Below are 21,706 nucleotides of genomic sequence, written 5' to 3'. Positions count from 1 at the left end.
AGAGTGTGAGCTGATAAAAACATTGAGGCACATCAAAATATGTTTGAATTTTCGCCAGCTGGATGGTTTAACGCTGCTGAGGCTGGGTCTGTTGCTTGCCAATTAGCGCAATAACGGGCGATTTTGTGCGGCGTGCTGAGTGTAACCTAGTGGTTTGGTTTGAGCTAAGTTGTTACGAGATGTCACATTTTGCTTTTGCAGCAGACTGCGCATGGGAGTAAGTTAGTTGCTTCGCCGCACGCTCCATTTGTTGCGGCAGCATAATAATGAAAATAGTGACAGAGGCCGTTCATGAAACTTTCCCCCTTGATGCTGGCATTGGCTGCGACTAGCTTATTGCCTGCCGCATTTGCCGCAGATAGCTTGAGCAAGATTACCCCTATGACGCCCGATGGCGTTGCCAGTTATAACAATATTCGTCCTGAAGCGGATTACATTAAGCGTGTTGAAATGGTGCCGATGCGTGATGGCACTAAACTCTACACCGTCATTTTGATGAAAAAGGGCACCAAGAATGCGCCGATTTTGTTGAGTCGCACCCCTTATGATGCCAAAGGCAGTACCTCACGTAATACCAGTCAGCATATCGAAGAATTAGTAGATGCGATGGATATCGAGTATGTGCAAGACAACTACATTCGCGTTTATCAGGATATTCGCGGCCTGCACAATTCTGAAGGTGACTATGTGACTAACCGACCAGTGGTTGGCCCATTAAATAACACAGGTATCGATGAAGCGACTGATGCCTACGACACCATTGATTGGCTGGTGAAAAACGTCGCTGAAACTAACGGCAACGTCGGCATTGTGGGTTCGTCTTATCTCGGTTTCACCAGCTTGATGGCGGAGATTAATCCACACCCAGCGCTGAAAGCCGCTGCGCCACAAAGCCCTATGGTTGATGGCTGGATGGGCGATGATTGGTTTCATAATGGTGCATTTCGTAACGTGAATATTGGTTACACCATTGGCCAAAGCACCGCGAAAGCTGAAGGGGGCAATATTGCCACTGAGCCGATGGATGACTACACGCGCTTTTTAGAAGCGGGCTCGACTGGCGATTTTATCAAAAAGTGGGGCTATCAAGACTATCCATTTATTCGCAAGTTGACTGAAAATCCGGCCTATACCGATTTTTGGTCATTACAGGCGGTGGATAAAATCCTCGCTAAAGAACCATTAAAAGTACCGACTATGCTGATTGTTGGTCAGTGGGATCAAGAGGATTCTTACGGTGCGCCAGCGGTGTATAAAGCGATTGAACCGAAAGATAAAAACAACGACAAAGTGTCGTTGGTGATCGGTCCATGGCGCCATTCCGGCGTGAATCACTACGGTTATGAACTCGGCTCGCTGACCTTTACTGGCGATACCGCCAAAGAGTTCCGCGTAAAGTACATGAAGCCGTTTTTCGATCACTATTTGAAAGGTGCGCCTGATCCACATACGCCGCCGGTGCTGACCTATGCAACGGGCGTTAACCAATGGAACGCATCCAGCAAATGGCCAATGGGCGAAAGCAAGAAAATCTACCTGAGTGATAACTTTGGCCTGTCGTTTGATGCACCTAAAGCCAAGCAAGCGTTTGACGATTATGTGTCTGATCCGGCAAAACCTGTGCCGTTTATTCCACGTCCTATCAATATGGATGACTCCAGCCAATGGAAACCGTGGTTAGTGCACGATCAGCGCTTTGCTTCGAGCCGCCCAGACGTATTGGTGTACAGCAGCGATGTGCTCGATAAACCGGTGCATATTATGGGCGCGCCGCTAGTGAACCTGTTTGCCTCCACCTCGGGCAGCGATGGTGACTGGGTAGTGAAACTGGTGGATGTGTACCCGAATACCACTTCAGAAGGGCATGAGCAAGGTTATGTCGGCCAAGAGATGACCGGCTTTGAACTGCCGTTGGGGATTGAGATCTTCCGTGGCCGTTATGTGCATGGTTTCGATAAACCCGCCGCGTTAACGCCAGACAAAGTGGAACATTATCAGTTTGAACTGCCTAACGTGGATCACGTGTTCCTGCCGGGGCATAAGATCATGGTGCAGGTGCAATCAAGCTTGTTCCCGCTGTATGACCGCAACCCACAAACCTACGTGGATAACATCTTCTGGGCGAAACCGCAGGATTATAAAAAAGCCACCATCAAGGTGCATCACGATGCTAAAGCGCCGTCCAATATCGTGCTGCCGATAGCGGATTAGCAAGTAGCTCACTGTAGCGACGTGGTGCATAGATCAAGGTCGAGTGAATTACTCGACCTTTTCTTTGATATGATTTGGATTGTCGATTGTCGATTGTCGATTGTCGATTGTTGATGCTTGCCGTTGGTTGTTAGGCGTTAAATCGTGTAATCCAACGCATGTTTGAAGCGGGTTTTTACATGGTACATATGATTATCTGCTTGTTTAAGTAGGTCTTTTATCGATTTCTGTGAACCATCGTAAACGGCGTAACCCACACTCAAAGAAGGGGAAATTTGGCTCTCTCCCCACGATAGCGAATGCGCCTCAGTAATTTGTTTAATCTTCTCGGCGATTTCACCAATATGAGTGTCTTTGCGCACGTTTTGTAACACCACAATAAACTCGTCGCCGCCGATCCGCGCCACCATATCATCGTTGCGCACGGCGTTACTTAGTTGCCTCGCGACGTGTTTGAGCAGTTCATCGCCTGCTTCATGGCCTAATTCGTCATTCACATGCTTAAACCCATTAAGATCGATATTGAGGATGGCAAAAGTGTACTGGCCGGATGGCCGATCTAATAAACGTTTGAGCAACAACATCATCGAGCGGCGGTTGGGAAGCGAGGTTAATTCGTCTTGCAGTGACGCGGTATGTACCACCAAATAGTTGCGATAGAGCAACATAATGATGATGTAACCTAGCACTGCCACAATCACGCCCATCGAGCGAATACTGAGTTTTGTCATCTGTACATGATCGGCATTGTGAATATCGTATTGGGCGGCTAACAGCCATTCACCATTGGGAAGGGTGATACCCATTTCGATATCTGGCACGTCAAAGATGGCTGGGTCCCCATAAAATATCCGCCCTTGCGGATTGGAAATGTCACGTTTTTTTAGACTAGCGTGAGCACCGCTAAGGGCGGTCAACCCGCTGGCTTCGATTAAGCGCTGAAAATCCATGACCACGCTGACACTGCCCCAATAACGGGTATTTTTGGGATAATCAGCAAAAATAGGAAAGCGCGCGATAATTGCTTCGCCGCCTTGCACAAGCTCAAGCGGTCCTGCGATATAAACTCCCTGAAGTTTTTTGGCCAATTCCACCGTACGAAATTGCTCTGGGCGAGAGCGAAAATCAAAGCCGATTGCTTTTTCATTGCCTTCGATTGGAAAAATATGGGAGATGATGTTATTCGGCGCTATGCCAACGTTGCGCACGAAATGCGCTTTACTCAACAGCTTGGCGCCGATGGCATTCCAGTTATCAATGGCAAAGTTGGGATCAATGGTCACGACGGTAGCCAAACTATCGGCGAGGTAGGTATCCATAAAAATGGCGGACTCTAAATGCGAGCGTATTAGCGATAGGCGATTTTTCACCAAGTCTTGTTCGGCAAACAGCTGTTGCTGCGCAAAACTGCGCGTCACAAACTCGGTGGTGACAATCGCTAACATCACATACAAGGCTGATAACAACCATAGTAAGGATTTTTGTTTCACAGTCAGTCCAAGATTCACCGCAGTATTCGCTCTGTCCGTATGATGAGATTTTTTCCTATGTTAAGAATTGTAGCTTAGCAGCTTCAACTAATTACTTGAATAGCGAAAGATTCGTATTAGCCAATCCACAAACAGGGACGTTTTACATACTGATTTTAGGTCGACAAATTTTCAGTGCGCTGTTTTTCGCTGGTCTACACTTCATTTGTAATCAGAGCATGTCAGAAAACTAGGCTGATACTGTGGGGGCAATATGCCGTTGTATGAAATGCGTAAGTTTGTTGCACCGGAGTTTATTTTTGGTGTTGGCGCGCGGCATCGAGTGGGGTTTTACGCTCGCAATATGCAGGCGCGCAAAGTACTTATTGTCACGGACGCAGGGGTTATTTCCGCAGGATGGCTTGACGATGTGAAACAAGATCTCGCAGAAGCGGGTATCGAGTACGCCATATTTAGTGGGCTCACCGAAAATCCCAAAGATTACGAGGTAATGGTGGGCGCTAAGTTCTATCAAGATCAATGTTGTGATGTGATTGTGGCGCTCGGCGGTGGCAGTGTTATCGATTGCGCCAAAGCGATTGGGATTGTGTTTGCCAATGGCTGTGAGGTGCATGCGTTTGAAGGGGTTGATAACGTGGATATCCCTGGCCCGCCGCTTATTTGTATTCCTACTACGGCGGGGACGTCTGCCGACATCAGCCAATTTAGCATCATTGTGAATTCGCCAGAGCGTTACAAAATGGCGATTATCAGTAAGAGTGTAGTACCCGATGTGGCCTTGGTTGACCCTGAAACCACCTTAACTTTGCAACCGCATCTTACCGCCTGTACCGGTATGGATGCGTTGACTCATGCGATTGAGGCCTTTGTTTCTACTGCAAACTCACCCGTGGTGGATGTGCATGCACTAGCGGCAATTGAGCTGCTGTGGAACAACGTCGAGCAAGCGGTGATGAATCCAAGCGATTTAGCTGCAAGAGAAAACATGCTGCTTGGTAGTCTGCAAGCGGGGTTGGCGTTTTCTAATGCGAGTTTGGGGGCAGTACATGCCATGGCGCACTCACTCGGCGGTTATCTCGATCTTCCGCATGGTGAATGTAATGCGTTGCTGTTGGATCACGTGATTCGCTTTAATATTGCTGCCGAACCTGACCGATACCAGCGAATTGCAACGGTAATGGGGCTTAACGGTAAAGGGCTGAGTGAACGGCAACGAGCGACTAGTATTACGCAGGCATTATCAAACAAACGGAGTGTGCTCGGGCTGACAGATAAAATGAGCAACTGGGGTGTTAAATATGGTGATATTCCTGATTTAGCTCATCACGCGGTACATGATGCTTGTTTAGTGACTAATCCTCGTCACGCATCTTTGGACGATCTCAAGGTGATCTATGGCGAAGCCCTCTGATGACATACAAAGCTGGGAAGCACGTAAAGCGAGTATCATCGGATTAGGGGAACGTTCATTTCGTAAGAGTTACTATCCGCAACTCAGACAAAATATGGATCGCTTGCAGCGTTTTCATACGCTGCTGGATCACACGTCAGATTTCGTGGTGTTGATTAATATGCCAAGTGGTGACATTTCAGACGCTAATGCGGCTTTCGGTCTACTGATGAACACCGGTGTAGAGCAGCTTATTGGTCAATCTTTCAAAGAGTTAACCTTCTGTAATGATTGCAAACGTATTATCGAATTACTGCATCGAGATATGGTGGTGGGCGGAAAACAACGCCACTATCGCAACCATTCATTAATAACTGCCTCCGATAACGGCGAAAAGCAGAGTTGGCTGGAACTTAGCTTTAAAATTGCCAAGGTAGATCTGCAAAATTATGGTGTGTTGGTGGGGCGTGACGTGACTGAGCGTAAGCGCAATGAAGAGCTGATGAATAAGCTGCTCTCGGAGAAAGCGGCGCTGCTTGATAATGCACTGGTTGGCATTGTGAGTGTTCGCAATCGTTGCTTTGAATCCTGTAATCGGCGCTTTGAACAGATGATGGGGTATTCATCTGAGCAGTTGGTTGGCCGTAGTACACGTCTGATTTATCAAGAGGAAGATGCCTATCATGCCTTAGGTGAAGATGCTTATCGGGCCATGCAAGGGGGGCGACGATATTGTGCGCGGGTGATGTTGAAACGTGCTGATGGTCGTGAATTTCTGTGTGAGCTGACCGGACAAGCGAATGATCCAAAGCATCCAGATGAGGGCAGTATTTGGATGTTTAACGACGTCAATGATCTGCGATTGGCCGAAGATAAAGCGTTATTTTTATCCCACCATGACCCTCTGACTAAATTGCCAAATTTTCAGTTACTTAAAGATCGTTTGTCGCAAGCCGTATCGATGGCCACCCGTCATCAACGTTTAGTCGGCTTACTGGCAATAGATGTAGATCGCTTTAAAACGATCAATGATTCTCTTGGCTATGGCGTAGGTAATCAGCTGCTTGCCGAAGTCGCCGAGCGTATTGTGTCGCAAGTGAGTGATGTTGATACGGTAAGTCGTCAAGGGGGTGACGAGTTCTTGGTGTTATTACCCAATCTCCCCAATGCTGACAGCTGTGTAACTGTGGTCAGTCGTTTAATGGAGCATCTAGCTAAGCCCTATTTTGTGGCACAAACTGAATTACGATTGTCGGTATCGGTTGGGATTGCTATGAGTCCCGCTGATGGCGAAGCCTTTGAAACCCTACTGAAAAAAACCGATATGGCGATGTACCGCGCCAAGTCAGAAGGACGTGATACCTATCGTTTCTTCAATGAAGAGATGAATTACGAAGCCACCGAGCAGTTGAGTATCAGTGTGGGGTTGCGCAAGGCGCTCGAACACCATCAGTTTCAGCTGTTCTATCAGCCGCAATTGGATATTGAAACCGGGCGGGTCGTGGGTGCTGAAGCCTTGATCCGCTGGATCCATCCTGAAACTGGCATGATTTCGCCCGCGAGCTTTATTCCGGTCGCGGAAGAGTCGGGGCTGATTGTGCCCATCGGTGAGTGGGTGCTGCAGGAGGCTTGCCGCGAGGTGTCCCAATGGCGCGACGCCGGGATGCTTGATCCTGTGGTGGCGGTGAACTTGTCGGCGTTGCAGTTTGCGCGCGGTAACATCGAGCAAGCGGTGAATGACGCGGTGATGGCTGCGGGGATCTCTCCCTCTATGCTGGAGCTCGAGTTGACGGAATCGATTATGATCCACGATACCGAAAGCGTGTTGGCAACAGTGCGGCGCTTAAAACAGCAGGGATATCAATTCACCATTGACGACTTTGGTACGGGCTATTCTAGTCTGCAGTATCTGAAAAGTTTTGCGGTGGATAAACTGAAAATCGACCAGTCTTTCGTGCGCGACATCATCAACAATGAAGACGATGCGGCGATTGTGCGCGCCATTGTGCAGATGGCCAAAGGCTTAGGGCTTAAAACCATCGCGGAAGGCGTTGAAACCGCCGAAGCTATGGCGGAATTGAAGCGTTATCACTGCGATGAAGTACAGGGCTATTATTTGGGACGGCCAATGCCCGCCGCGCAGTTTATCAAGTACCTACGCGAGCATCAGTAACCCCATTAAAACGCCGTTCCGGTAATTTTGCTCGCTGCGCCAAAAGCAGACTGGTGGATTTAACGCCAGCCTGATAGCATCATTTTCCCCTTGTTTTCAGTCAGTAATATATGAACACTCATTCGACGGTGGCGCCCGCAACGTCACTCAAAGCCTATCCTGCATTTTGGCGTTATTGGGTTACCCGGCTAACTTCTGCATTTGGTTTTCAAGTGATTTCGGTGGCCGTGGGTTGGCAGGTGTACGACATCACTGGCGATCCACTCACCTTGGGCTTAATCGGTTTAGCCCAGTTCATTCCGTCAGTGTTATTAGCTTTGCCAGCGGGGCATGTGGCCGACCAATTTCATCGGCGCAATATCGTCTTGGTGACTCAAAGTTGCCAATGGCTGGCACTGTTAGCGCTGGTGGGCGGCAGTTGGTTCGAGCTGTTGAATGAGCAGATGATTCTGCTGCTGGTGTTTATTATCGGCGTGTTCAAAGCCTTTGAATTTCCAGCATTAAAATCGATGTTGCCGGCGTTGGTGCCCGATGAAGTCTTGCCTCGGGCATTGGCCATGGACTCCTCTGGCATTCAAATGGCCAGTATTGCCGGCCCGGCGTTAGGCGGTTTGCTCTACATTGGTGGGCCCGTGGTGGCCTACGGCTTAGCGGCTTGTTTATATTTCATCTCATTAGTCGGGTTATTTGGGCTGCGCTACCATCACACCATTCCGAAAAAGCAGCCGATGAACCTGACCAATCTTTTTGCCGGGGTACGTTTTATTCGCGCGCGGCCAGTGATCCTCGGGGTAATTTCGCTCGACCTTTTTGCCGTGCTGCTTGGGGGCGCCACTGCCTTACTCCCAATTTTTGCCAAAGACATTCTGCACACCGGCCCTTGGGGGCTTGGGCTACTGCGTGCTGCACCTGCGGTTGGGGCATTGTTAATGTCATTTTGGCTGGCGCGTAATAGCTTGGAGCGCAACGTTGGCAAAATCATGTTTGGCGCGGTGGCAGGCTTTGGTGTGGCAACCTTAGTGTTTGCGCTATCAACCAATCTCTATCTGTCACTGATCGCGCTATTTGCCTTGGGTGCATTTGATATGGTGAGCATGGTGATCCGCGGTGCCTTGGTGCAATTAGAAACTCCCGACGAAATGCGCGGAAGAGTCACCGCGGTAAACTCCATTTTTATCAATACATCTAATCAGTTAGGCGAGTTTGAATCAGGTGTTTTGGCGGCGGCTGTCGGTGCGGTGGGCTCGGCAGTGATTGGTGGGGTGGGCACTTTGGTCGTGGTGGCGGCGTGGATGTGGATGTTCCCCGTCATTCGCGAACGGCAAAAGCTGAAAGAGTGATTCGTGGTTGGCAAGAAGAAAAAAAGAAGGCCCTCATTGAGAGCATAAAGGGCCTCCTTTGCAATGACTCGGTTAGTGCTTGATGCCTAGGGCATCCAAAATGGTAAAGTGCAGGTCAGTTTGGTCGGTTAAGCCCACCACGTTGGCGGCATGTGGACCGTACGCGGCAATGCGAAGCTGCGTGCCAGTATGGCCCATGCTGCCTTGCTCTGAGTTGCCGTAGCTGATACTCATTTTGGCGCCATCATGGGTCAACAGACCTTGGGTCAAGCCTGGCGCGGTCGCGTTTGGATAAATGATCTGTGACGAGTGAGCGTGGTCGGCGGTCACAATCACTAAGGTATCGCCTTGCTGCTTGGCAAATTTCAACGCCACTTGTACGGCTTCATCTAAATCAACGGTTTCACCAATTTGTCCGCAAGGATTGGCGGCGTGATCTTGTTTATCAATCGAAGCGCCTTCCACCTGCAAGAAGAAACCATTTTTGTTAGCTTGAAGCAGTTCAATCGCTTTGCTGGTCATCTGTGCCAGGGTTGGAATATCCGCTGTACGCTCTGGGTTAGGTTTACAGACCACCGGGTCTTTGGCCAAGTTGCCGTGATAGCTCGCCTTCGGTCCTAACCAACGTACAGGCATATTGTCTTGTGAAAATAGCCCCAGCAGGGGTTGCTGTTGGTTGGCTGTCGTGATCTGTTCTAGCTCTCCGGCGGTTGAAATAAATTGATAGCCGCGGTCATAAGCTTGTTCAATCAGGGTCTTATCTTGCCATTTTCCGGCTGTGGCCTTTTCATCAAAGGTGGCGCGGCCACCGCCTAAGGTTAAGTCTGGGCGAGTATCCAGCAGCTGCTCAGTAATTGAGCCTAAACCACCGTTCTTCAGCGAAGCTTCGGGGCATTTCAGCTCAGTTGCAGTTGGACCGTAACATTTACGTTGCGACACGTGGGCCACCTCTGCCGCAGGTGTGGCATCTTGGATCTCCGCGGTAGAAACGTTGCCGGTCGCTTTGCCGGCTTTTTTCGCCAGTTGCAACAGGGTTGCTTTCGGATTGCCGAACACATCAACGCCGATAGCGCCATTATAAGATTTAGTGCCCGTGGTCCATGCAGTTGCAGAGGCCGCTGAGTCAGTCACATAGTTTGGCAGATGGGTATCGCGATCGAGCGAGTAGTGGGTGTACTGCCCGGTCAGTGGTAGGGCATCGATACCGGCAAAAAAGCCAGCGGCACCGCGGGCATAGTTACGAGCAATGGTGATTTCTGAATCCCCCATGCCGTCACCAATCAATAAAATCACATTTTTAGCACGTTTATCACTGAGAGAAGCCTTGAGATCGGCGGTGATATCCTGCTGTAACCGACGTGCGCCACCGGTTTGGGTGAGATCGCCGTTGGCGTTTCTATCGCTCCAATCTGCGGCGATAACTGGCAGTGCCAGTAGTGGGAGTAAGGCGGTAATTAATGAGCGTTTCAATTGGTTATCCTAAAACGTTAAAGCTCTCTAATCGGCTAATGTTAGGCAATCTTTGTGACAGTTCGGTGACGCTGGCGCATTTCCTTGCACAGATTGTGCTGCTGCTAACTGCGATAGTTCATCGGTGACATCGGCTGCGCGCACGATAAACAGTTGTCGGCCTCGATAACTTTGATGCGCTAACGCCACCTCAAACCAGCGTGGATTAGGCTGGCGTTCGCTGAGCAAAATGAGGCTGTCGGGATGGTTTTGTGCCCATCGCAGCCGAGTTTCAGCTTGCTCACTGATATCCACCAAGGGCTGTTGCAACCGACCATAAAAGCCAAACTGATTGTGGTATCTCTGCCAACTGGCAACGGTTTTTCCCTGTTGTTGATAACGTGCCACCAAATGGGCAATCGGTTCGATATTGTATGCATGTTGCAGCACCGGAGCTAAGGCGCTCAGGCTACAGGTTAACCCAATCGGTAGCAGCAAGAGTTGGGTGGTGAGGGTCGCGCTGGGATTGCGTTTGTTGCCAATCACAGCGAAGCACATCAAGGCTAAAGGAATTAAGCCAAGCCAATACCAGCTGTTGGGTGTTTCGATACTCTTAAGCCACAACGGCATACTGAGCGTGGTTAGCGCGAGCAGCAACATCAGCAGTGTCAGTGGCCACTCACGTACCAGTCGCAGCGGTAATCGATGCGCCACCCACAGCGCCGCAAACGGAAATAGCGGAATTAAATAATGGATCTGTTTGCCGCTAATCATGCTGAAGCAACCCACAAGGATTGCCAAATATAGCAGCAGAGCTTTGTCGAGCCGTGACAGCGGAGCGCGTAATCCGCGCCAAAATGAACGCAGTAGCGGTAATGGCAGCAGCAATGCGGGTAGTAGCATCAAATACCAATACACCGGCCTTGCATGCGCAAAAGAGTTCACCATGCGGCCAGAGGTTTGCTGCCACAGTAATTCGTTTTCGTAGCTTTCGCCGCCACTGATCACCGCCGGTATCACCCACAGCAGCATCAAGCCAATTCCCATGAGGGTAGCGATGCCACAGCGTGCAATAAACTGAGTTACTTTGATGCTGTTGGGCTGGCGCCACAAGGAGTAGAGCAGCGCAAATGGCAGGCAGTACAGCAGCATTACTGGACCTTTGGTGAGCAGGCCAGCAGTAATCATCAGTGCTGCGGCGAGCCAATAGCGCAGCTGGGTAACCTGTTTGTTACTGGCATGCACGATGGCGAGGCTAAAGCCCAACACAAACACGCTCAGCAGCAGGTCAAACATGGTGGTGGGGAGATAAAACAGCCAAGCCGCACTAGCTAAAAGTACAACCGGCGCGAGCTGGGCGGCTTTCGCGCAGTTGGGGATTAAGGCTTTTGCTAAGTAATGCAGCAAGACAAAATTGGCTAACGAACACAGTGGGATGATGCTACGTGCGGCCCATTCGCTAACACCAACAAGCGCCCATGCAAGATTAATCAGCCAAAATAGCATCGGCGGCTTATGGGCATAGGTTTGGCCATTTTCATGGGGAACAAGCCAGTTGCCGCTTTGCCACATCTCCCAAGCGACTGATATATAGCGGGTTTCATCAATTGGCATAATTGGGCGAATAAACAGATGGACGATGATAATTACCGTCGCGAGCACCAGCACAGCGAACAGCGGCAGAGGAAGGTCGGTGTTTGCGGTCGCACGCATCTTAATCATCAATGGGGGGTTACCAAGGGTATTTATTGCTGGAAGATGGTTGCAACTATTTGTTAACAAATGGTGACGCTTAGATGGCGTTTTTATAACGCTGTTATGCTTGGCGCAGAATGCTCAGCGTTAAGCAGAAAAACAAAGCCCCGCATGAATACGGGGCTTTGTCGGGGTTCATCAGTTAGCAAGCTTAACTGGCGAGGTGCTGCAGGTCGGTTTGCTCTAGCAGCATGTTTTCCGCCTGATGCAACTCAGGTTTGTGCAGTTGCAGCACTTCACTGGTATAGAGCAACTCACGCTCAGTCGCAGCCAGATCGCCGTTTAACTGCTTGCCATAGAATGGAATGATATGGCGCAGTTTGTCACGCCATTCGCCACTGACTTTATCTGGGAATACTTTTTCCAACACATTCAGGATGATCGGTGCGGCTGTTGATGCGCCGGGGGAGGCACCCAACAGCGCGGCGATGGTGCCATCTTGTGCGGCAACCACTTCAGTGCCAAATTGCAGCGCGCCGCCTTTGCTTTTTTCCTTCTTGATCACCTGCACCCGTTGACCAGCTGTCCACAGCTTCCAGTCTGACTTTTTGGCATTGGGGTAGTATTTCTTCAACGCATTGAAGCGGTCATTATCGCTCTGCATCACTTGGCTCATCAGGTATTTCACCAAGTCAAAATTATCTAAACCAACGCGAGTCATTGGCAGCAGGTTTTTGCGCGTGGTTGAGCGGATAAGATCGAGGAATGAACCGTTTTTCAAAAACTTAGTCGAGAATGTGGCAAACGGGCCAAACAGCAGCACATCTTTGCCATCGATATAACGGGTATCCAGATGCGGTACCGACATCGGCGGTGCGCCCACTTCCGCTTTGCCATAGGCTTTGGCTTTATGATGTTTAACCACTTCAGGGTTATCACAGATCAGGAACTGCCCGCCCACGGGGAAACCACCATACTGACTGGCTTCAGGGATACCTGAAGCTTGCAACAACGGCAGCGCCGCACCACCGGCACCGATAAATACAAACTTCGCCCGCACTTTGTATTCGCGCTTGCCATTGGCAAGATCGGCAATGGTCACTGTCCAACTGTTATCGGGATTTTGCTGTAATTTGTGTACCTCAGATTGCAGCCGCAAACTGAAATTTTGATGGGTTTGCAGGCTGTTGACCAACTGGCGATTGATCTCACCAAAATCCACATCTGTGCCCATTTCTGAACGGGTTGCCGCCACTTTTTGTTGCGGATCGCGTCCTTCCATCAGCAGCGGTGCCCACTGTTGCAACAGCGATTTATCTTCGGTGTATTCCATGTTTTGGAACAGGGTGTTTTGCTGCAGCAGTTGGTGACGTTTTCTGAGATAGGCAACGTTTTCATCACCCCAAACAAAGCTCATATGGTCCACGGTGTGAATAAAGCTATCGGGGCGTCCCAATACTTTTTTCTCGACCTGATGTGCCCAGAACTGACGGCTGATCTGAAATGCTTCGTTGACGTGCACCGCTTTATCAATACTGATGCTGCCATCGGGCAGTTGCGGCGTGTAGTTCAGCTCCATCAAGGCTGCGTGGCCAGTACCGGCATTATTCCAGCCGTTAGAGCTTTCTTTGGCGACCGCATCGAGCCGCTCGACCATCATCATTGACCAGTTAGGCGCTAACTCTTGCAGATAAGTGCCCATGGTGGCGCTCATTATGCCACCGCCAATTAACAGCACATCAACCGTTTGTTGCGGTTGATTTGAGGCGGAACTAAAAAATGATGAAACACTTGCAGGCGCGGCCAGCCTAATACGTTTTGCTTTTCTCATTTTGATATCGCTCTGTGAACGTCGCACGGCATTTAGTCACTGAGTATCAAAAGTAGGGGAACTCTCGCTATCCTTAACAATGAGCGTGGGCATCCTCTGCTTGGACACATATTGGGGTATGTGCCCGTGTCAGATCTTGTGAGGTGTTTTGCTAAACTGCCGTTAACTTAAGTGACGGATTCTGTTTGAATGATTCGTTACTGCTGAGCTAATTAAGTTAACTTAAGCAACTAAAAATGTGATGTGAATCAATTTTATTGTTTTTTTGAAGGATGTAAAGAGGGCGGTTTTTAGCGCTTTTCATCGCGGCAAGTTAACTTGCCGTTATTGAATTAACCATAATTTATCAAATGATTACCGCTGATCTTTTAATCTAATTGGCCGCTATGGCGCATGACAGCTAGGTTTTATTAAATTTAGCTGAATTTTTTGTGCGGGTTTGTGATTTGATAAGTTCGATAACTGCTCCGTGTTTTAAACGCTATTGTGTGTATTGCCGAAATGACTATTCGACTAAAGTCGATTTTGGCGACATTGCGTGACGCTATGTTGTCGCTTTGCTGTTGCTGAATTAATAAAAAAGCTCCGAATTTCGGAGCTTTTTTACGTTTTTTATAACGGGACAATTGCAATGAGCATTACAGCTCGATATTTGCCACAGCTTTTTGCTCTGGCAAAGTCACTGCATCGTCGCCCGCTGGTGCAGCATTTTGCGGTGCTTGCGGCTTGTGCAAGTGCAACATTTCGCTGGTGTAGTTCAGTTCACGCTCGGTGGCTGCAACGTTACCGTTGAGCTTAGTGCCATAGGATGGAATGATCTGCTTCAGTTTAGCATTCCATTCACCCGCTACTTTGTCAGCGAACACTTTTTCCATCACGTTCAACATAATAGGTGCTGCAGTTGATGCACCAGGTGATGCACCTAACAGCGCTGCTAAGCTGGCGTCTTTGGAGGCGACCACTTCAGTACCAAATTGCAGACGACCGCCTTTTTCAGGATCGTTTTTGATGATCTGTACCCGTTGGCCAGCAGTCCACAGTTTCCAATCTGCTTTATTGGCTTTTGGATAGTACTTTTGCAGTTCTGCAAAACGATCATCATCGTCTAGCATCACTTGTTGGATCAGGTACTGCACTAAGTTGAAGTTGTCCAAGCCGACGTTCATCATCGGAATCACGTTGTCTGTGGTGGTTGAACTCAGCAGATCCCACAATGAACCGTTTTTCAGGAACTTAGTTGAGAAGGTAGCAAATGGTCCAAACAGCAGTACTTCTTTGCCGTCGATACGACGAGCGTCCAAGTGTGGTACTGACATTGGTGGTGCACCCACTTCAGCTTGGCCGTACGCCTTGTTGACGTGTTGTTTAACCACTTCTGGGTTGTCAGTGATCAGGAATTGACCACCCACTGGGAAACCACCGTACGCGGCGCCTTCTGGAATACCTGACGCTTGCAATAAGTGCAGTGAGGCACCACCAGCACCGATGAACACAAACTTAGCCTTGATGGTGTGTTCTTCTTCATCGTTGGCTAAATCCGCTACGGTAATGGTCCAGCTTTTATCTGCATTTTGGTGCAGTTCGCGGACTTCAGTTTTCAATTGCAGATCAAAATTTGCTTTGGTTTGCAGGCCAGCAACTAACTGACGAGTGATTTCGCCGTAGTTTACATCAGTACCAATGACTGAGTGAGTCGCGGCAACCAATTGCTTCGGATCACGGCCATCCATCAACAGTGGTGCCCATTCGGCGATCTGTTTTGGATCTTCGCTGTAGTCCATGCTTTGGAACAGGGTGTTCTTTTGCAGTTCGGCGTAACGTTTGCGCAGGAAATTAACGTTCTTGTCGCCCCATACAAAGCTCATATGGTTTACGGTACGGATGAATGATTCAGGATCATGCATCACGTTGTTGGCTACTTGATATGACCAGAATTGACGGCTGATTTGGAAGTTTTCGTTAACTTTAACCGCTTTCTCAACATTGATACTGCCATCAGGCATTTCGGGGGTGTAGTTCAACTCCATCAGTGCTGAGTGACCGGTTCCGGCGTTGTTCCAGCCGTTTGAGCTTTCTTGGGCAACACCGTCCAAACGCTCAACCATGGTCATTGACCAGTCTGGTTCCAACTCTTGTAGGTAGGTACCTAAGGTGGCACTCATGATGCCGCCGCCGATCAGCAATACGTCAACTTGTTGTTCATCCGCTTGTGCCGGGGTTAGCACTGTGACGGCGCTTACCAACGCGCTGAGCAGTGTTAGTTTGACTTTTTTCATAGTGGTTTGCTCTGTGATAGTTAATCAGCGGTGGACACTGCGGTGAGAAGAGCGCGCATCCAGCGCTGGCAGATAAGAGGCGTGGCCCCATCAGAGCTCCTGTCAGTCTGCGCTGGTTTAGAGCTCGTTGTTCTGAATCGGCGTTAAATTATCACTGAGGGTAACTGGCGGAAATCTTTAGATAATTACGAATACTTAAGCTATCTAAGTTAACTTATGTAACTTATTTAGTGATATAGATCACACTGTGATTAATGGTGCGATGTGTGGCATGTTTTGGGGTGACCGCTGCCGCGTAAGTTCAGTCTACACGCCAGCGGATTGGCATAGGTTATTTCGCTTGCTGCATATAGTCCATAGTGAGATTACTCAGCAGCTCAACGCCCACTTTCATGCCGGAATCATCGACATAAAAATCTGGGGTGTGGTGTGGCGGCGCTTTATCGGCAGGTACATCCAGCGGCTTGCCACCAACGAACAGATACAACCCTGGGATCTGTTGCTGATAGAAAGAGAAATCTTCTGCTGCGGTAATGGCTTTGATCTCTGTGACGTGGTCTGTTCCGGCGGTACGCTGCAAGGTTGGCAGCATCTGTTGCATCAGCTCAGGTTGGTTGTAGGTCACTGGGTAGCTTTCATTGGCGGGTAAGGTTAGCTCGGCTGTGGCGCGCATACTCGCCGCAATCGCATTGACCTTGCGTTTCATCGCTTCATGTACCAGTTCGCGCGCCTGATTATTAAGGGTGCGAATGGTGCCTTCAAGCTCAACGTCGCCGGGGATAATATTGCTGCGGTTGCCGCCGTGAATGCTGCCCACTGTCACCACTGCGCCATCATCGATCAGTGTCAATTCACGACTGACGATGGTTTGCATCGCCATCACCATCTGCGCGGCGGTTACGATAGGATCGACGCTGGCCCAAGGCGATGCGCCGTGAGCTTGGCGTCCTTTAATCAATATTTTAAATGAGTCTACCGCCGCCATGGTGCCACCGGGGCGATAGGTGATGCTGCCAACATCGGCGTTAGAGCTAATATGCAGCCCAAAAATTACGTCGACATCTGGATTTTTCAGCACACCCTCTTTGACCATCAACTGGGCACCACCTTCTTCACCTGTGGGTGCGCCTTCTTCCGCTGGTTGGAAGATAAACTTCACTTTGCCTCTCAGCTGATCTTTTTGGGCTAACAGCACTTTGGCTGCGCCGAGCAGCATCGCCATGTGAGTATCATGGCCACAAGCGTGCATCACTGGCACGGTTTTGCCGTTATATTCGCTGGTTTCGTGTGAGCGATAGGGCAGATTGTTGTCTTCTTTGACGGGCAGGGCATCCATATCGGCGCGCAACCCAATTACTGGCCCCGGTTTGCCACTATCTAAAATGGCGACCACGCCTGTTTTGCCAACTCCGGTGTGCACTTCTAACCCCAGCGCTTTCAGCTGCTCGGCCACATATTTGGCGGTATTGAATTCTCGGTTCGACAGTTCAGGGTATTGATGAAAATGGTGCCGCCATTGAATCACTTCAGGCTCGATTTGAGTGGCCATTTCAGCCACGGTTTGTGCCTGCGCCACAGCGCTGAGACCTGCCAACAACAGTGCGCTGGCGAATACATTTTTTATTATCATTGTAGAGACTTATAAGATGTTGATTAACGAATCAACAGGCTACACCAACTGAAAAAACCGATGAATGGCTAAATTGTGAATTGATGTTACTGAAGTGTAATGATGGCAATGGCTTGAATAAGGCGTGAGTAAAAATTGCCGCCACATCTGAGGCAATGTGGCGGCAGCTAAGCAAAGGTTAGTTCGCTTTGTTCATGTAATCCATGGTGAGGTTGGTCAGCACTTCGACCCCTAGCTTCATGCCTGAATCATCCACATAGAAATCTGGCGTGTGGTGCGGCGGTGCATCGGCTTCGGCCACAGCTAATGGCTTGCCACCGACGAACAGATACAGGCCTGGCACTTGCGTTTGGAAGAAAGAGAAATCTTCCGCACCGGTCACGGCTTTGGCTTCTTTGACGTGCTCGTTGCCCGCAGTGCGCACCAAGGTTGGCAGCATTTGCTGCATCAAACTTGGGTCATTGTAGGTAATCGGATAGGCTGGGCCGTACGGCAGGATCAGCTCTGCTGACGCGCGCATGCTTTCCGCAATCGCTTTCACTTTACGATGCATCGCTTCGTGGATCAGGGTTCTGGCCGCTGGGTTCAGGGTACGGATGGTGCCTTCTAAGGTCACCTCTTCTGGAATGATGTTCGAGCGGTTACCGCCTTTGATGATACCCACGGTCACCACCGCACCATCATCAATCACTGTCAGTTCACGGCTTACAATGGTTTGTAGCGCCATGATCATCTGTGCTGAGGTCACTACTGGGTCAACACTCTTCCACGGGTATGCGCCGTGCGCCTGACGTCCTTTAATCACAATTTTAAACGTATCGACTGCCGCCATAATGCCGCCCGCGCGGTATTTTACGGTGCCAACATCCGTGGCGGAGTTGATATGCAAACCAAACATCACGTCAACATTCGGGTTCTTTAACACGCCCTCTTTTACCATCAACTCAGCGCCACCTTCTTCACCGTTCGGTGCGCCTTCTTCCGCTGGCTGGAATACAAACTTCACTTTGCCTTTCAATTGGTCTTTTTGTGCGACCAAAATTTTCGCGGCACCCATCAACATCGCCATATGGGTATCGTGACCGCACGCGTGCATCACCGGCACTTTCTCTCCACGGTATTCGCCAATCGCTTCAGAACGATAGGGCAGCGAGTTAAGTTCTTTTACTGGTAGACCATCAATATCAGCCCGCAATCCCACTACAGGGCCGGGTTTACCGCTGTCGAGAATTGCCACTACACCAGTTTTAGCCACGCCAGTTTGCACTTCGAGGCCTAGGTCTTTGAGATACTTAGCCAGATATTTCGCGGTTTCATACTCGCGGTTGGACAGCTCTGGATGTTGGTGTAAATAGTGACGCCATTGGATCACTTCTGGTTCGATTTGGCTGGCCATTTCCGCCACGGTTTGTGCTTGGGCGAGCGCGCTAACGCCAGCAAACAATAATCCGCCGACAATGATATTTTTTATGGTCATGTGAATTCTTATGCAATTTGATGATCAACGAGCCGACAAGATTACACGCTTCAGAAAAGTGATGTATAGCGAAATTGTGAAAGAGTGTTACCGCAATGTGACAAGCGAGCAAGAAGCGCTGATAACCTGCAGGAGGATAGGGTAAACGCCCACAGATGAATTGATATTCAGCCGTGGGCATAGAATCGCTTACTGAACTTTGATTAGCGTGCGCCCGGTGACCGCGCCTTGGACGATGTCGGCGGCGTATTGCGGCACTTGTTCTAGGCTGATTTCGGTACCGGCTTGTTCAAAGAAACTGGCTGGTAGCAGCTCCAAAATACGAGTCCACGCCGCGATACGTTTGTCCCGCGGGCAATAGACAGAATCAATCCCAAGCAGGCTGACACCTCGCAGAATAAACGGCATCACGGTAGTAGGCAGATTATAGCCCGCAGCCAAACCACAAATAGCCGCTACACCGCCATAATTCATCTGTGCTAACGCCGTTGCTAACGGTTGATCGCCCACAGTATCAACCACCGCCGCCCAGCGTTGTTTTTCCAGTGGCCGTGAGGGAGCGGCTAATTCTGTGCGATCAAGTAACTGGCTTGCGCCGAGTGCGGTTAGTAACGGGCCGTTTTTCTCAAGCCGACCACTGCAGGCGGTGACTTGATAGCCGAGTTTCGCCAGTAATGCCACCGCCGTGCTGCCAACGCCACCACTGGCGCCTGTCACCAAAACTTCGCCCGCATCCGGCGTAATTTTGGCATCAACAATCGCTTGCACACACAGCATGGCAGTTAAACCGGCGGTGCCAATTAACATCGCAGTTGCGGCATCGCAGTTTACAGGCATTGGCACTAACCAATCGCCTTTGACCCGCGCCAACTCGGCCATGCCGCCCCAATGTGTTTCGCCCACGCCCCAGCCAGTCAGAATCACTTTATCGCCCGCTTGATAACGCGGATCGGCCGATTGCACTACTTCGCCCGCAAAGTCGATGCCTGGCACCATTGGGAATTGACGAATGATTTTGCCCGTGCCGGTCACTGCAAGGCCGTCTTTGTAGTTGAGCGAACTGTAGCTGACTTTGACGGTGACATCGCCTTCTGGCAACAGTGCTTCATCTATCTCGCTGATACTGGCGCTGGTCGTGCCTTCTTGTTGCTCTAATAACAGTGCTTTGAACATGGAAAACTCCCGTGAACGATGGCGTTGATGTCACACCTTACGTGAGCTTGCTGGCCGAATAAACTCCACTTTAGCTGTAGCGTTAATTTTGCGGCTTGATTGGCAATTGCAGACGCGGCGAGTTGGCGCTGTTTCACATATTGCTGAAGCCAGTGCGAGGCGATTGTAGCTAAACACTTTTTTACAACATGGCAACATGGAGTGCTCGTGTTAGCTTGGTAGTTTTGGGTATAGTGGGGCGCAGTATTCAAACAAAGCCGCAGTAACATGGCGCGCCAACTGCTTAAAAAAAAGCAATAAAAGCAACAACAAAAACAACAAAAGAGAAGCGATTGATGAAGTTAACTTTCCCTACGCTCAGCCTGCTGGCTTTAGCATTTTCGCCAACTTGGGCTGCCACGCAGCCAGTCCCAACCAAGATTGATACGCTATTTACCACTGCGGTAAGCAGCCCCACGGTGCCCGGCATCAGTGTTGCGCTGGCCGATAGCCATGGCATCGTTTGGGCCAAAGGTTATGGCTATGCCGATGTGGAAAACCAACTGCCAATGACAGCACAACATAAGTTGCGAATTGGCAGTGTGGCCAAAGTGATTACTGCAGCGGGTTTGATGCGCTTATACGATCAAGGCAAGGTCGACCTTAATGCGCCAGTCACCCAATACGTTCCGGCATGGCCAACAGACAAAGCACCGATGACGCTCAAGCAAGTCACCTCGCATACCGCGGGGATTCGCCACTACAAAAAGGGCGCTAACGAGTTTCTGTTCAATACGCCGTTTGCAGACGTCAACGCTGGCTTAGCGCTGTTTAAAGACGACCCGTTACTGTTCGCTCCCGGCAGCGATTTTAGTTATTCCACTTTTGGTTGGACTTTGGTCAGCGCCGCGATGGAAGGGGCGGATGGTCAGCGGGATTTTCGGCAGATTATGCAGCAAGAGGTATTTGCGCCATTAAAGCTTAACGACATGGTATTTGATGACCAATATCCGCTGATTGCCCATCGCGCTAGACCATATAGCGTTCATGACGGGGTGTTGCAAAACTCACCGCAGACCGACCACAGTTATAAATGGGCAGGCGGTGGCTTTATCGCTACCCCGAGCGATGTTGACCGCTTTGCCTTAGCGCAGCTCGATAGCGACTATCTCAAACCCAGCACCCAAGCGCTGATGTTCAGCAAAGCTCACCTCAATGGTGGTACGCCAGTGAATTTCGGTATTGGTTGGATGATTGGGTTTGATGGCTATCGCCAACGGCCAAAATATCGCGACGATGCGGCAACACTAAAAATGATGGACGATATGCCGCAGGCAGTGATGCACTCCGGTGGCTCGATGGGCGGCATCACCATGACCATTATGTGTCGTGAGCATCAGCGCGCGATTACCGTGGTGAAAAACGTTGATGGTGATGACAGCGCCGATGTGTTCAAGCTGGCGCTGACGACGCTGCATTTTTATCATCAAGAAGGGCAACATTAGCCAAGCTCGTTTAGCGAGCGCAACCGCTGGTTGTACGTTAACAAGCGGATACCCTATAAAAATGGCAGCGCGGTGAAACCCCTTTAC

Annotated in this window: 13 protein-coding genes; 5 read left to right on the top strand and 8 right to left on the bottom strand. The window is 49.9% G+C overall.

What is annotated here, in order from left to right:
- The first annotated feature begins 291 nt into the window (after nucleotides 1–291).
- Entirely contained in the window at nucleotides 292–2,211 is a 1,920-nt protein-coding gene (locus JYB87_RS14545; protein WP_207354186.1) for a CocE/NonD family hydrolase, read from the top strand.
- 137 nt (nucleotides 2,212–2,348) lie between these two features.
- On the opposite strand, the gene JYB87_RS14540 is transcribed toward JYB87_RS14545, so the two are convergent.
- Nucleotides 2,349–3,701: a diguanylate cyclase domain-containing protein gene (locus JYB87_RS14540; protein ID WP_207354185.1), complete on the bottom strand. Its 1,353-nt coding sequence runs from the start codon at nucleotides 3,699–3,701 to the stop codon at nucleotides 2,349–2,351.
- A 253-nt stretch (nucleotides 3,702–3,954) separates the two neighbouring features.
- Here JYB87_RS14540 and ercA point away from each other — a divergent pair, with 253 nt between their 5' ends.
- The 3 genes from ercA (at nucleotide 3,955) to JYB87_RS14525 (ending at nucleotide 8,604) form a co-directional block, all read left to right on the top strand.
- The gene (gene ercA / locus JYB87_RS14535; protein ID WP_207354184.1) at nucleotides 3,955–5,112 is read left to right on the top strand and encodes an alcohol dehydrogenase-like regulatory protein ErcA; all 1,158 of its coding nucleotides are present in this window, start codon (nucleotides 3,955–3,957) and stop codon (nucleotides 5,110–5,112) included.
- Complete coding sequence (locus tag JYB87_RS14530) at nucleotides 5,096–7,264, top strand: sensor domain-containing protein (protein WP_207354183.1); 2,169 nt, start codon at nucleotides 5,096–5,098, stop codon at nucleotides 7,262–7,264. The genes ercA and JYB87_RS14530 overlap by 17 nt, the downstream gene beginning before the upstream one ends.
- A 110-nt stretch (nucleotides 7,265–7,374) precedes the next feature.
- Nucleotides 7,375–8,604 (top strand): MFS transporter, encoded by a 1,230-nt coding sequence (locus JYB87_RS14525; RefSeq protein WP_207354182.1) that lies wholly within the window; start codon nucleotides 7,375–7,377, stop codon nucleotides 8,602–8,604.
- A 72-nt stretch (nucleotides 8,605–8,676) separates the two neighbouring features.
- Here the strand turns inward: JYB87_RS14525 and phoA are convergent, their stop codons facing one another.
- From phoA to acuI, 7 genes are all read right to left on the bottom strand, one after another.
- Complete coding sequence (gene phoA, locus JYB87_RS14520) at nucleotides 8,677–10,074, bottom strand: alkaline phosphatase (RefSeq protein ID WP_207354181.1); 1,398 nt, start codon at nucleotides 10,072–10,074, stop codon at nucleotides 8,677–8,679.
- A 27-nt stretch (nucleotides 10,075–10,101) separates the two neighbouring features.
- Nucleotides 10,102–11,775, bottom strand: coding sequence for an ArnT family glycosyltransferase (locus tag JYB87_RS14515; RefSeq protein ID WP_207354180.1), 1,674 nt, complete (start codon nucleotides 11,773–11,775; stop codon nucleotides 10,102–10,104).
- Nucleotides 11,776–11,959: 184 nt separating this feature from the next.
- Complete coding sequence (gene mqo / locus JYB87_RS14510; protein WP_207354179.1) at nucleotides 11,960–13,579, bottom strand: malate dehydrogenase (quinone); 1,620 nt, start codon at nucleotides 13,577–13,579, stop codon at nucleotides 11,960–11,962.
- A 638-nt stretch (nucleotides 13,580–14,217) separates the two neighbouring features.
- Nucleotides 14,218–15,855 carry a malate dehydrogenase (quinone) gene (gene mqo / locus JYB87_RS14505; RefSeq protein ID WP_207354178.1) on the bottom strand — a complete coding sequence of 546 codons (1,638 nt, stop codon included), beginning with the start codon at nucleotides 15,853–15,855 and terminating at the stop codon, nucleotides 14,218–14,220.
- A gap of 331 nt (nucleotides 15,856–16,186) precedes the next feature.
- Nucleotides 16,187–17,485: an amidohydrolase gene (locus JYB87_RS14500; RefSeq protein WP_207354177.1), complete on the bottom strand. Its 1,299-nt coding sequence runs from the start codon at nucleotides 17,483–17,485 to the stop codon at nucleotides 16,187–16,189.
- A 178-nt stretch (nucleotides 17,486–17,663) separates the two neighbouring features.
- Entirely contained in the window at nucleotides 17,664–18,962 is a 1,299-nt protein-coding gene (locus JYB87_RS14495; protein ID WP_207354176.1) for an amidohydrolase, read from the bottom strand.
- Between the two features lie 189 nt (nucleotides 18,963–19,151).
- Nucleotides 19,152–20,135, bottom strand: coding sequence for an acrylyl-CoA reductase (NADPH) (gene acuI / locus JYB87_RS14490; protein WP_207354175.1), 984 nt, complete (start codon nucleotides 20,133–20,135; stop codon nucleotides 19,152–19,154).
- Nucleotides 20,136–20,470: 335 nt separating this feature from the next.
- Between acuI and JYB87_RS14485 the strand changes: the two genes are divergently transcribed.
- Nucleotides 20,471–21,619 carry a serine hydrolase domain-containing protein gene (locus JYB87_RS14485; protein WP_228730018.1) on the top strand — a complete coding sequence of 383 codons (1,149 nt, stop codon included), beginning with the start codon at nucleotides 20,471–20,473 and terminating at the stop codon, nucleotides 21,617–21,619.
- Nucleotides 21,620–21,706: the final 87 nt, after the last annotated feature.

Source organism: Shewanella avicenniae (assembly GCF_017354945.1).
GTDB classification, from domain to species: Bacteria; Pseudomonadota; Gammaproteobacteria; order Enterobacterales; family Shewanellaceae; genus Shewanella; species Shewanella avicenniae.
This window is presented reverse-complemented; position numbering and strand designations above follow the sequence as displayed.

Coding starts and splice junctions, on each gene's coding strand:
- JYB87_RS14500 (WP_207354177.1), bottom strand. CDS start 17,485: ATGATAATAAAAAATGTATTCGCCAGCGCACTGTTGTTGGCAGGTCTC.
- ercA (WP_207354184.1), top strand. CDS start 3,955: ATGCCGTTGTATGAAATGCGTAAGTTTGTTGCACCGGAGTTTATTTTT.
- JYB87_RS14515 (WP_207354180.1), bottom strand. CDS start 11,775: ATGATTAAGATGCGTGCGACCGCAAACACCGACCTTCCTCTGCCGCTG.
- JYB87_RS14495 (WP_207354176.1), bottom strand. CDS start 18,962: ATGACCATAAAAAATATCATTGTCGGCGGATTATTGTTTGCTGGCGTT.
- JYB87_RS14485 (WP_228730018.1), top strand. CDS start 20,471: ATGAAGTTAACTTTCCCTACGCTCAGCCTGCTGGCTTTAGCATTTTCG.
- JYB87_RS14530 (WP_207354183.1), top strand. CDS start 5,096: ATGGCGAAGCCCTCTGATGACATACAAAGCTGGGAAGCACGTAAAGCG.
- mqo (WP_207354179.1), bottom strand. CDS start 13,579: ATGAGAAAAGCAAAACGTATTAGGCTGGCCGCGCCTGCAAGTGTTTCA.
- JYB87_RS14525 (WP_207354182.1), top strand. CDS start 7,375: ATGAACACTCATTCGACGGTGGCGCCCGCAACGTCACTCAAAGCCTAT.
- JYB87_RS14545 (WP_207354186.1), top strand. CDS start 292: ATGAAACTTTCCCCCTTGATGCTGGCATTGGCTGCGACTAGCTTATTG.
- acuI (WP_207354175.1), bottom strand. CDS start 20,135: ATGTTCAAAGCACTGTTATTAGAGCAACAAGAAGGCACGACCAGCGCC.
- mqo (WP_207354178.1), bottom strand. CDS start 15,855: ATGAAAAAAGTCAAACTAACACTGCTCAGCGCGTTGGTAAGCGCCGTC.